At 59.9% G+C, this 12,158-nt stretch carries 12 protein-coding genes and 1 pseudogene; 12 read left to right on the top strand and 1 reads right to left on the bottom strand.

Going from position 1 to position 12,158, the window contains the following annotated elements:
* The first annotated feature begins 211 nt into the window (after nt 1–211).
* The 9 genes and pseudogenes from J7U39_RS13505 to J7U39_RS13540 all read left to right on the top strand — a co-directional run bounded on the left by J7U39_RS13505 (nt 212) and on the right by J7U39_RS13540 (nt 7,562).
* On the top strand, nt 212–1,642 hold the full coding sequence (locus J7U39_RS13505) for an extracellular solute-binding protein (RefSeq protein WP_210628644.1): 1,431 nt from the start codon (nt 212–214) through the stop codon (nt 1,640–1,642).
* A gap of 137 nt (nt 1,643–1,779) precedes the next feature.
* On the top strand, nt 1,780–2,658 hold the full coding sequence (locus tag J7U39_RS13510) for a sugar ABC transporter permease (protein ID WP_097591494.1): 879 nt from the start codon (nt 1,780–1,782) through the stop codon (nt 2,656–2,658).
* A complete protein-coding gene (locus tag J7U39_RS13515; RefSeq protein WP_210628645.1) occupies nt 2,655–3,488 on the top strand; it encodes a carbohydrate ABC transporter permease in 834 nt (277 codons plus the stop codon). The genes J7U39_RS13510 and J7U39_RS13515 overlap by 4 nt, the downstream gene beginning before the upstream one ends.
* A 4-nt stretch (nt 3,489–3,492) precedes the next feature.
* Nucleotides 3,493–3,696, top strand: a complete 204-nt coding sequence (locus J7U39_RS13520; protein WP_207241065.1) for a DUF2160 family membrane protein — start codon at nt 3,493–3,495, stop codon at nt 3,694–3,696.
* Between the two features lie 4 nt (nt 3,697–3,700).
* Entirely contained in the window at nt 3,701–4,741 is a 1,041-nt protein-coding gene (locus tag J7U39_RS13525) for an NAD(P)-dependent alcohol dehydrogenase (RefSeq protein WP_207241064.1), read from the top strand.
* 1 nt (nt 4,742) lies between these two features.
* Nucleotides 4,743–4,856: pseudogene (locus J7U39_RS31790) on the top strand (3-oxoacyl-ACP reductase); the annotation flags it as partial.
* Nucleotides 4,857–4,986: 130 nt separating this feature from the next.
* Nucleotides 4,987–6,057 (top strand): sn-glycerol-3-phosphate ABC transporter ATP-binding protein UgpC, encoded by a 1,071-nt coding sequence (ugpC, locus tag J7U39_RS13530; RefSeq protein ID WP_210628646.1) that lies wholly within the window; start codon nt 4,987–4,989, stop codon nt 6,055–6,057.
* Nucleotides 6,058–6,082: 25 nt separating this feature from the next.
* Nucleotides 6,083–6,811, top strand: a complete 729-nt coding sequence (locus tag J7U39_RS13535; RefSeq protein WP_210628647.1) for an SDR family oxidoreductase — start codon at nt 6,083–6,085, stop codon at nt 6,809–6,811.
* 22 nt (nt 6,812–6,833) lie between these two features.
* Entirely contained in the window at nt 6,834–7,562 is a 729-nt protein-coding gene (locus J7U39_RS13540) for an SDR family oxidoreductase (protein WP_210628648.1), read from the top strand.
* A 181-nt stretch (nt 7,563–7,743) separates the two neighbouring features.
* Here J7U39_RS13540 and J7U39_RS13545 read toward each other — a convergent pair whose 3' ends face one another.
* Nucleotides 7,744–8,091: a YciI family protein gene (locus J7U39_RS13545; protein WP_210628649.1), complete on the bottom strand. Its 348-nt coding sequence runs from the start codon at nt 8,089–8,091 to the stop codon at nt 7,744–7,746.
* Nucleotides 8,092–9,148: 1,057 nt separating this feature from the next.
* On the opposite strand from J7U39_RS13545, the gene J7U39_RS13555 reads away from it, so the two are divergent.
* The 3 genes from J7U39_RS13555 (at nt 9,149) to tam (ending at nt 12,144) form a co-directional block, all read left to right on the top strand.
* Complete coding sequence (locus J7U39_RS13555) at nt 9,149–9,610, top strand: cupin domain-containing protein (RefSeq protein WP_210628651.1); 462 nt, start codon at nt 9,149–9,151, stop codon at nt 9,608–9,610.
* A 408-nt stretch (nt 9,611–10,018) separates the two neighbouring features.
* Nucleotides 10,019–11,299 carry a hemolysin family protein gene (locus tag J7U39_RS13560; RefSeq protein ID WP_210628652.1) on the top strand — a complete coding sequence of 427 codons (1,281 nt, stop codon included), beginning with the start codon at nt 10,019–10,021 and terminating at the stop codon, nt 11,297–11,299.
* Nucleotides 11,300–11,373: 74 nt separating this feature from the next.
* Nucleotides 11,374–12,144, top strand: coding sequence for a trans-aconitate 2-methyltransferase (gene tam, locus J7U39_RS13565; RefSeq protein ID WP_210628653.1), 771 nt, complete (start codon nt 11,374–11,376; stop codon nt 12,142–12,144).
* Nucleotides 12,145–12,158 lie beyond the last annotated feature (14 nt).

The raw sequence follows: 12,158 nt of genomic DNA on the forward strand, positions 1-12,158 counted from the left end.
CGTTGCGCTGACAATCAATATTGGATTGTGCAACGCACACAAGATTTCATGGATATTTTCGGCATTTCGCGCATGAGAGTATCAGTATCGCGCAACGGCCGCGCTTGTGTCCACCCGTTCTTTCTACAACTATTGTGGTCCGTTGAGCGTGTCGGAGGAGAGTTTAGCACGCACAACCGGACCGATTTTGCGATCCAAATGGAGGAGAACAATGAACAGTTTCGTCAAAGCCGTGGGCGTCGGCTTCATTTCGCTTGGCCTTTGGAGTTCGACCGCTCTTGCTCAGGATTCCTGGTGGAAAACTGCCGCCCAACCCTACCAGGGCGCGACCATCCGGGGCATCTCGGAATCGACCCCAGCGTCGAAATATGTCGAGCAGGTGCTCGGTCCCAAGTTCACCGAAGAGACCGGCATCAAGGTCGAATTCGAAGCGACATCCTGGGACCAGATGTACGACAAGGCGATCAAGGACATGGAGGCCAATACCGGCATCTATGACTTCGTCTATATCGAGCAGGACATCGTATATACGTATCTGGCTCGCAATTTCCTGGTCGACATCACCAAGTCGCTTACCGATAATGCGAAGATCGCTTCGCCGGACTTCAAGCCGGAGAATTTCACTACTTTCTTGAACTATTTCAAGGATCCGAAGTCGGGCGATGTCATGGGCGTCCCCATGGAAGCCTTCATCAAGCCTTACCTCTACCGCAAGGATCTTTTCGATGATCCGGCGATCCAGAAAGCCTACAAGGATTCCACCGGTGCGGATCTGAAGCCCGCGACGACGCATGACGAGTATACCCAGATCGCCAAGTTCTTCACCGAATACGGCGCAGACAAGGAGCTCTGGGGAACCACCGTACAGGCCTCGTCGAGCCATCCCGCCGCCTTCTACGAATTCTTCGAGTCGGTCGCGCCGACCTTTGGCGTGTATAACTGGGGCATCGATGGCACGACCTTCGCGGCCACCGAAGCCAACGGCGGCCAGATGAACTCCGCCGCCGCGAAGAAGGCGCTCAACTACTGGATCGGCCTGCTGAAATACGCGCCGCCGGAATCGACGTCGTCCACCTGGGACGAGGTTGCCGGGACATTTGCCGCCGGCCGCGCAGCCCAAGGCCTCGTCTACGGTGAAAACGCTGCCTGGATCGCTACCGACGAAAGCAAATCGACGGTCGTCGGCAAGGTGGGAGTGTCATTGCCTCCGGTCGAGGCGGGTGTCATGGAAGCAGCCGAATCCGGCAAGGGATATATCGGCTATTACGATGGTGGTGCATTCGGCATCCCGCATTCGTCCAAGAACAAGGACGCGGCGCTGCTATTCCTGCAGTATATCGGTCAGGCCTCAGTGCAGACCGACTGGGCGCTGGCCGGCTCCCGCATCGTCATGAACTCGACCTACGACGATCCCAAGATCGTCGATCAGGACAAGAAGATGAACGGCTACTACACGCTGATGCGTGAGGACGGAAAGCTGTTCGCCGGAGCTCCGCCGTTCCCGTTCCACGCGCAAGTTCTGCAGGTAGTCGCGCCCTTCATCTACAAAGCGATCGTCGGTGAGATCAAGCCGGACGATGCGCTGGACCAGGCCGCCACCGCAGCCGAAGCCGAACTCGTGAAGCTCGGCTATCGCAAGTAAAAGACCGCACCTCCCAAGCGGTTGGCGGTCGCCTTCAGCAAGGTGGCCGCCCCTTTCCTGACTGCGGTTTGCGGGGCCTGCCCGCGACGCTCGAAGTCAGGCGAATGAGTGTCAAGGACGATCTGACGGAGCGCAGGATGAGACAATCCAACATCGGATGGCTGTTTCTAGCACCAGCCACGCTAATTCTGTTCGTTGTCGGGTTTGTTCCCTTCATCTACATTCTCTATGTCGGCTTCTTCGACTGGAACACCAACGCAGTCGACCCCACCCTGCGCTGGGCAGGCCTGCAGAATTATCGCAGCCTCGTTTTTGACACGACATTCCTGAACTCGCTTGCGCGCACGCTGGTCTTCGCATTCGTCGTCGTTGTGAGCGAGCTGTTGTTAGGCTATGTCCTGGCCCGCGCGCTGATGGCAGACCGGCTGTGGGGCCGGCAGTTCTTTCGCACGATCCACACACTGCCGATCGTGGTCGCGCCCATTGCAGTCGGCGCTACCTGGCGGCTGCTTTGCGTTCCCGGCTTCGGCATCGTGCCCTATTACCTGAAACTGTGGTTCGGCATCGACTACAACATCTCGACCAATGCCTATCACGCCTTCGCCACGGCGATCATCATGGACCTGTGGCATTGGACGCCGTTCGTCACGCTGTCGCTCATGGCGGGACTGACCGCCTTGCCGAAAGAACCGCTCGAACAAGCGCAGATCGACGGCGGCAACAAGCTGCAGATTTTTTGGTACGTGATCGTTCCGATGTTGAAGCCGGTGCTGCTGACAACCGTCTTCATCCGGCTGATGGACGCGCTGCGCTCGGTCGACGAAATCTGGATGCTGACAAAGGGTGGTCCGGCTGAGGCCACCCGGTTCATCGGCCTTCATATCTGGATCAACGTCTTTCCGAAGACCGATTACGGCTACGGTGCGGCCATGTCGCTACTGACGCTTTACGTCACGATCGTTCTGAGCTGGCTGCTGTTCGTCGCCATGACCGGCCGCAAGGGAGGCGCACAATGAAACGCTCCGGTATAGCCTCGTTCGTCCTTTGGATATGCCTGACCATTCTGACGCTGCTTCCGGTCTGGTGGATGCTGGTCGTTTCGATGCGCCCCCGCGTGAAGCTCTATTCGAAGTCGTTCCTCATCGACGATCTTTACTGGAACAATTTTCTGGCGGTGCTGAACAGCTCGACATTCCTGCAGTATCTCTGGAATTCGCTGATCGTGGCGACATCGAACGCAGCGCTGGTGTGCGCGCTCGGCCTGCTCGCGGCGTTCGGGCTGTCGCGTTACAAAATCGGCGGCGGTGACAATGTGTTTTTCTGGCTGATCACCAACCGCATGGCGCCGCCAGCCGTGTTTCTGCTGCCGCTCTTCCTGCTCTTCACCAAGTGGTTCGTGTTCGGCGATTTCATGCTGTTCGATACGAAGACTGGCCTGATCCTGCTTTATTGCGTCTTCAACCTGCCCTTCGCCGTCTGGCTCTTGAAGGGCATGCTCGACGGGATTCCGCTGGAGCTTGACGAAGCGGCGCGGGTCGATGGTGCGACAACCGGCCAGGTGCTGTCCAACGTCATCCTGCCGCTGGCGCGGCCGGGGTTGGCCGTCACCTTCATCCTGACCTGGATTTTCGCCTGGAACGAGTACCTGTTCGCAGCGACCCTAACGTCCTCGGCTAACGCCAGGACCGTGACGACAGCGCTCGCTGAATATGTCTCGGTCACCGGAACGAACTGGGGCGAGATGGCAGCGATGGCGTTCCTGACCACGCTTCCGGCCCTAATCGTGCTCGGCTTCGTCCAGAAACACATCGTGACCGGCCTCACGTTCGGCGCGTTGAAAGGGTAAGAAGATGGCTGGCGTTCAACCCCAGAAAACCCAACGCGACGGGTTCCTGCCTATCCGAACCAACGGCTTCGACAGGGGCTTCATCTCCGTCGTGATCCTGATCCTGGTGCATCTTCTATGGATGCGCTTCCTTGAGGGCGTGTTGCCCCTATGGGTGGCGACGGTGCTCTGCCTGGCGCTGGCCGTGTTCATTATCCGAAAGGGCTGAAGACATGAGATCACTCGTCCTCGAACGCAAAGACGAACTGCGCATTCGCGACCTGGACCCGAAGGAGGCGCTCGGTCCCACCGACGTGCGCATCGCCATCAAAACCGTTGGCGTCTGCGGATCCGACGTTCACTATTACACTCACGGCGCGATCGGCCCTTTCGTTGTGCGCGAGCCGATGATCCTCGGCCACGAAGCCGCCGGCATCATCGAAGAGGTCGGCAGCAGGGTGCAGAACTTGAAAGTCGGCGACCGCGTTTGCATGGAGCCCGGCATTCCCGATCCTCAAAGTCGCGCGTCGCGACTGGGTCTCTACAATCTCGATCCCGCGGTGCGCTTCTGGGCGACGCCGCCGGTGCATGGCGTACTGAGACCGAGCGTGGTCCACCCGGCGGCCTTCACCTTTAAGCTTCCGAACAACGTCTCCTACGCCGCTGGCGCTATGGTCGAGCCGTTGGCTGTAGGCTTTCAAGCAGTCTCCAAGGCGAGGCTGACGCCCGGTGCGATCGCGCTGGTCACGGGTGCCGGGCCGATCGGCATGGTGACAGCGATCGCGGCGCTGTCGGCTGGCTGCGCCAGAGTTATCGTTACCGACGTTGTCGACGAAAAGCTTGCCGTGGCGCGCAAGCTCGGCCCTGCCATCATGACCGTCAACGTACGCTCGCAGGACCTGAAGAGTGTCATAGCCCGCGAAACCGACGGCTGGGGCGTCGATGTCGTCTTCGAATGTTCCGGCGCGGCCGAAGTGATCGCAGACACGGCGCACCATGCTTGCCCCGGCGGCGCCATCGTCCTCGTCGGCATGCCCCTGAAGCCGGTCCCGCTCGATGTCGTCATCGCCCAGACCAAGGAACTGCGCATCGAACACGTGTTCCGCTACGCCCATGTCTACCCGCGCATCGTCGCGCTATTGGGATCGAACCAGATCAATGTCGATGCGCTGATCACCGATACCTACGCTTTCGAGGATTCTGTCGAAGCGTTCGATTACGCCGTGCGACCGAAGCCGTCCTCCGTCAAGATCCAGATCGAGCTTGGGAAGTAGCATGTACCTGCGGAAGCTGGATCTCAGTGGAAGAGTGGCGGTCGTCACCGGCGCGGGGCCCAACATCGGCTATGCCTGCGCTGATGCCTTATCGGAAGCGGGCGCGCATGTCGTGCGATGCCGCCAGCCTGATGACCGGCAGCATCGTCGTTGCGGATGCAGGATACACCTCATGGTGAAACTGCCCGTGGACCCGTCCCGATTGATCGGCGGCCATGCCGCCACAACTGACTGAGGATTGACACATGGCGACGATCGAGCTCGACCAGGTCGACAAGCATTACGGCTCCTATCACGCGCTGCGCAACATCTCGTTCGACATAGCCGACGGTGAGTTCGTCGTGCTGGTCGGTCCCTCCGGTTGCGGCAAATCCACGCTGTTGCGGTCGCTTGCCGGCCTTGAGGAGATCACCGGCGGCACGATCAAGCTTGGCGGACATCGCGTCGACAACATCGCCGCCAAGGACCGTGACGTGGCGATGGTTTTCCAGAACTACGCGCTCTATCCGCACATGACCGTTCGGGAGAACATGGCCTTCGCACTGAAATTGCGCGGCGAGAACCTTGCGGATCGCAACGTCAAGGTCGACAAGGCTGCCGAGATGTTGCGGCTTACGCCCTATCTCGACCGATATCCGAAGGCGCCCTCCGGAGGCCAGCGGCAGCGTGTTGCCATGGGGCGCGCGATGGTTCGCCGCCCAAAGGCGTTCTTCTTTGACGAGCCGCTGTCAAACCTGGACGCCGCGTTGCGCGTAGATATGCGTTCGGAGATCAAAACTCTTCACCAGCGCCTCGGCGCGACTTCCGTGTATGTCACGCATGACCAGATTGAAGCCATGACAATGGCGGACCGCATTGTAGTGCTTCGCGACGGCAAGGTGGAGCAGATCGGTGTGCCACTGGAGCTTTACGACAGGCCGGCAAATACCTTTGTCGCCGGCTTCATCGGATCCCCGGCGATGAACATGCTACCGGCCACAATCGATCTCTCTTCGAACTCAGCGCGGCTGGCTGAAGGGTCGGCCCTTCCCCTTCCACAAGGCACGCGGGCGAGTCACGGCCAGGAGGTGATATACGGGGTACGTCCTGACCAGTGGATGCTGTCGAACGGCGATGCGGGCGTACCGGCAACTGTCGAGTTGATCGAACCGACGGGGGCCGAAATTCTGCTGGCAGCCCAGTTGGCGGGCAAGCGGGTCTTGTGCGCCTTTCGCGAGCGCCACGCGCTGAAGCCGGGCGACAGGATACGGCTCGACGTCGATCCTGCCGCGGCTCATGTGTTCGACAAGCAAACCGAGCAAAGACTCCCGTTCTGAGCAACAGGCATCGGAAGGATCAACCATGTCGGACTTTACAGGAAAAACGGTCATCATCACCGGTGCCGGCAAGGGTATTGGTCGCGCCTGCGTTGAACTGCTCACCCACCGCGGCGCCCGAATCGTCGCCTTGTCGCGTACGCAGGCCGATCTGGATGATCTTGCGGCAAAGTTCGGCGCGACGGTAATATCGGTCAATCTCGCCGACAATGCAGCAGCACGCGCCGCCATGAAGAAGGCGGGACTGGCAGACGCGCTGATCAATTGCGCGGGAACCAACGTGCTTGAAAGCGTCATCGATATGACGGAGGAGGGCTATGAGCAGGTCCTCGGCATCAACCTGCGGGCCGCGCTGATTTGTGCGCAGGAGTTCGCGCGGGCTCGCATTTCGAACGGCGGCGGCGGTACGATCGTGAATGTGACCTCGATCGCCGGACATCGTGGTTTCGTGGATCACGTGGCTTACGCCGCTTCAAAGGCGGGACTGGAAGGCGCGACACGTGTCATGGCCAAGGAACTCGGCGCCTATGGAATCCGGGTCAATGCAGTGGCGCCTACGGTTACCATGACGGAGCTTGCGGCGAAGGCGTGGTCCGAGCCTTCCAAACGTAACCCGATGATGGTTCGCCACCCGATGGGGCGCTTTGCAGAGGTCGACGATGTCGCACGCTCGATCGCCCTGCTTATTTCAGAGGACGCAGTCATGATCAGTGGCGCAGTCCTGCCAGTCGATGGCGGCTTCCTTGCTGTCTGAAAACCAAGAGCGAGACAAGACGATGACTAAATCACTCGAAGGAAAGATCGCTGCGGTAACCGGCGCAGCTTCCGGTATCGGGCTGGCGACGACCCGTGCCCTGGTCGACGCCGGCGCCAAGGTCGTGATGGTCGACTACAACAGACAGGCGCTGGAAACATACGCTGCCGAGTTCGGCGACGCCGTAGTCATGCAGGTCACCGATCTTCTGGACGCCGCAAGTTGCGCGGCCATGGTGCCGGAAATCCTGGCAAAGGTCGATCATCTCGACATCCTGCACTGCAATGCAGGGTCCTACATTGGCGGGGATCTTATCGATACCGATACCGCGACAATTGATCGGATGCTGAATCTCAACGTGAACGCCGTCATGAAGAACGTCCGCGACATCGCTCCGCATATGATCGAGCGCGGGACCGGGGACATTTTGGTGACTTGCTCCGTAGCCGGCCATGCGCCGATCCAGTGGGAGCCGGTTTATTCCAGCTCCAAATGGGCGATTACCAGTTTCGTCCAGATCATGCGCCGGCAGTTGAAGAACCACGGCATCAGGGTCAGCCAGGTCTCGCCCGGCCCGGTCGTTTCCGCTCTGCTGGCCGATTGGCCCGCGGAAAACCTCGAGAAGGCAAAAGCCAGTGGGAGTCTTATCGAGCCCTCGGAGGTCTCCGATGCCATCATCTTCATGCTGACCCGCCCGCGAAACGTCACGATCCGGGACATGATTGTCTTGCCGACCAATTTCGACGTGTAGGTATAGCTGCAGTGTTTTCCTCCGCTGGTGTCATGTTGCTCTCGATTACCTCAGTGATCTCCACCCGGCTCTTCAGGGCGTGTCTCGTCAATAGCGTGAACAATCCGGCGAAAAGGATTCTTGTGACCCTAATCAGAACGTCGAGCGCATGGCCGACGGCATTAGCCGGGACACCTCAAATCTAAAAGCCGGCGGTCTCGCGCACCTCGATCGCCCCCATCCGAGCGAGCGGGTCCCGCACCGCGATCTCCATTACCTCCGCAAGGTTCTTCGCTTCGATGAGCAGGAAGCCACCCAGATGCTCCTTGGTCTCTGCGAAGGGCCCGTCGGTCCAACTTGCCTTGCCGGCCCGAACCCGCAATGTCTTTGCGGTCTTTGGGTCGGCAAGAGCATTGGAGGCGATATAGTGGCCTGATCGTCGGAGTTCTTCATTGGAAGCCAAGGACTCCCGGTCGATCTCGGCCCATTCCTCCTTGCTGGCGGCATCAGCAAGTGTTTGATCGATGTAGAAGAGACAAAGGTAGCGCATCGGTTCCTCCATGGTGCTGCCGATCTGGTCGCATTTGGATACCGCGAATCGACAAAGAGCAAAAAAATGCTGCCAGTTGCGCTTTCCGGTGAGAGCGGCTTGCTGCTCTGCGTGACCGGTGCCTCACAGTGCCGAAGAAGAGGATACATGAGAACGGCCGCATGCCGTCTCGCCGGCACTTTCACGCGCCGACTACCGGAAGAGGGGCGACGGCGTCAGACATCGTGGACGGATTCTGGTTCCAGCACTCTGATCGTCTGGGTGGAGAGGTCATTCTCCGATCTTTCCAGTGGAGACTCTGGGGGCGCCAATCCGATGTCACGGAGCAGCCGAGAGTCAAACCGCGAGAGTTCGCTCAAGCTCCGACGGTACCTTCGCTGATGTTCCAGCAGCATCCAAACGGCTTGCAAAGTGCCCACCGCACTGAAGCGCGGCGACTGTAGTTCGACTTGCTCGGAATACATAGTGGCAGCCATACTTGTCTCTCCTTTGACTGGCTCACGGCGCTCCGTCTTAATCGAACAGGATCGGCCGAAATCGACACGCTGGGTCAGGAGCTTGATCCGAGCGGGCGACAAGACGGTGTGCGGGCGTGGCTTGATGAGTGATACGATCTTGAGGGAATAGCGCCGGCCGACCGGCAGGACTTTGTGAAGGTGCTTTTCATCATGAAGGCAGCGGGCTTACTCACGGTGGGTTTTGTCGAAACTTCACGCCAAACGATATTCCGGCTGGCCTCACCATCGAGGGCGCTGCCTTAGAAGCAATGACATTGCTGGATTGGCCCAATTACATGATGAGCCCTTGCACGTGCTCGACGAGCCGGCCGAGCCCGTGTCATTTTCACGCAGGCCGCCCTGGATCGGGGACCTTGCGGAAAGGGCTCGCCGCACCGATATCGGCCGCGACGCTTCATCAGGTCCATCCCGTGCCGAAGCCATCCAGCGATCTTGCCCCCTGCAACAGAAGCGGTTGTCAAAGGCGGCGCAAAGGTCTAACGGCTGCGCCGGCAAGAAGGCGCCTGCAAGAAAAGCCTCGTCAAGAAGAAGAAAGAGACATGATGTCCAACTCGTTTGTGAAATTACCTGCCGAAAACACGAAGCGATATTTCGTGCTCGGCGACCGGATCGAGCGGCGGCTTCGGCTCCGCGGAACCTGGTTCAACATTTTCGACGTCACCGTGCCATCAGGCAGCCGGACGCCTAGACATGCGCATGCAAGCCCGGAAGTCTTCCGCATTCTCGAGGGCCGTTTGACGATCTGGCGGCTGACCGACAGCGGCCCTGAAGAGATCGAAGCAGGTGCTGGCGACATCGTCACGATTCCGCCTTTCGTGGTGCACGGCTATGCAAACCGCGGGACCGTCCCCGCAGTCTTTTCGGCCATCGTCGATCGGGAGATGGCTGAGTTCATCGAAGCGGAAGGCACGAGCGAGCCGCTCAAGGCCCCCTCGCCTGAGACCATCGCCCGGATGACGGCCACTGCCAATGCTTATGGGATCACCATTCTGGCGGCGTGACATTCGCGCGCGTGATGCCGGAGCGTTCGGCTCGGCATCACGCATGAATGCGAATTTCCCTGAAACTCCCAGCAAGAAGGCATCCTTGTCGCCGTTTTTCGAAACTGTCACATCAAGGCGCTATAAGGAATTCGCCCAGCGCCTCTTGCGCCGGGCCTGTTTCACCGCCAAAATTGCGCCATGCCTGATAGCGACCCATCCAGTACACGCTCCGCCCGCTCAAACCGGAAAGCCGCCGCAGAAGATGCTGGCGCCTGTCGTAGACAGTGTGACGAAGTCTGCCTGGCCTTGCATCCAGCCGAGCTCACAGAAAGCTTTGCCGATGGGTGATGCGCATATATAGCGTCTCTGCGAAGCTTCCGCCGCCTCGCCTTATGCGGCATCAAAACCTCAACGAATAGGGTCCCTGTGTTTCTGGAAATTGGAATTGTGGCGTTTCTCACCATCTTGAATGGTGTGCTCGCCATGTCTGAGCTCGCCGTCGTGTCTTCTCGAACGGCCCGCCTGAAGGTTCTCTCCGAAAATGGGAGCAAAGGTGCAGCTCAAGCCATCAAACTTGCCGAAAACCCCGGTCGCTTTCTCTCCACGGTTCAGATCGGCATCACGCTTGTCGGTGTTCTCTCCGGCGCTTTCTCAGGCGCAACACTCGGCGGTCGCCTGACGACATGGCTGGAGGCGCAGGGGATGTCATCGACGGCTGCCGACGCCATCGGCGTCGGTTTCGTCGTCGTGGCCATCACCTATCTTTCCCTGATCGTCGGCGAACTTGTTCCAAAGCAGATCGCATTGCGGGAACCCGAAGCGGTTGCGGCGAGGGTCGCACCCGCCATGGCGCTGCTTTCAAAGATTGCGCTGCCTCTCGTCTGGCTTCTGAACGCCTCGGGAAATCTTGTGCTCAAGCTGCTGGGCCAGACAGGAAAAGTGGGCGACAACGTCTCTGACGAAGAGATCAAGACGGTTCTGGCCGAGGCGCAATCGGCGGGCGTCATCGAAAGCGAGGAGTCCGCGATGATCTCGGGCGTCATGCGGCTGGCGGACCGCACCGCCCGGGCGCTGATGACGCCGCGACGGGACGTCGAAATTATCGATATCGACGACAGCCTCGATGAAATCCGGGCGCAGCTGCACCGGACGAAGCGGTCTCGACTGCCGGTTCGCAAAGGCAGTTCGGACGAGGTGATCGGCATCCTTCCGGTGAAGGACTTCTACGATTCGATGTCCGAACACGGCAGCGCCGATATCAAGGCTCTGACGCAGGACGTCCCGGTCGTTTCAGACCTTGCAACCGCGACCAGCGTGATTGAGGCGATCAGGAAATCGCCTGTTCACATGGTGCTGGTGTTTGACGAATACGGCCATTTCGAAGGGATTGTCTCGTCCGGCGACATTCTGGAAGCGATCATGGGCGCGCTCCAGGAGGGGCCGGTCGAGGAGCAGGCGATCGCTCGCAGAGACGATGGTTCCTATCTCGTCTCCGGCTGGGCGCCGATCGATGAATTCGCCGAGTTCCTGAACCTCAAGCTCGACGACGATCTCGAATATCAGACCGTGGCCGGCCTGGTGTTGGAGGAGCTGAAACATCTGCCGGAATTGGGGGAGAGCTTCACAAGGGATGGGTGGCGCTTCGAGGTCGTCGATCTCGACGGCAGGCGCGTGGACAAGATCCTTGTGTCTGAAGTTCGCGACTGAGCTCGACGGGCGCAACAACGACACGATTCGCATCCGCCACAGGAAGAAGTGGCCCGACATCAGGAGGTATCGCCATGGCATGGTCCGCCAGCCAGTATGTGAAGTTCGAGGACGAGCGCACGCGGCCGGCGCGCGATCTTCTGGCGCAGGTGCCGCTGCAGAACCTTCGCCGCGCCGTCGACCTCGGCTGCGGGCCGGGCAATTCGACCGAACTCATCATCAAGCGTTATGGGGCTGCCGGCGTCTCCGGCCTCGACAGCGACATCAACATGCTGGAGACGGCCCGCAAGCGGCTTCCCGGCACCGCCTTCGTCGAGGCGGATCTTGGCAGCTGGCAGCCGACGGAGCCCGCCGACCTGCTCTTTGCCAATGCCGTCTTCCAGTGGCTGCCCGATCACCTCGACATTTTCGAGCGGCTGATGGACGGGCTTGCCGAAGGCGGCGTTCTTGCCGTGCAGATGCCCGACAATCTCGGTGAACCCTCACATCTGGCGATGGAAGAAACTGCCCATGGCGGCCCCTGGAAAGTTGCATTCGAGGCAAAGAGCGTGCGCCGCAGGCCCCTGCCCGCGCCGTCGGCCTATTACAACAGGCTGATCGCCAAGGCCTCGCGCGTCGATATCTGGCACACCATCTACAATCACCCGATGGCCGATGCGGCAGCGATCGTCGAATGGGTCAAGGGAACCGGGCTGATGCCCTATCTCGCCCGTGCCGGCGCAGAGCATCGCGAGGCATTCCTCGCCGATTACCTCGCGCGGGTCGAACAAACCCATCCTAAGCTGGCGGACGGGCGGGTGCTGCTCAGATTTCCACGGCTTTTCATGGTGGCGGTGAAGAAATGACCGGCTGCGCCCGG

The organism is Rhizobium sp. NLR16a, assembly GCF_017948245.1.
Lineage (GTDB): Bacteria > Pseudomonadota > Alphaproteobacteria > Rhizobiales > Rhizobiaceae > Rhizobium.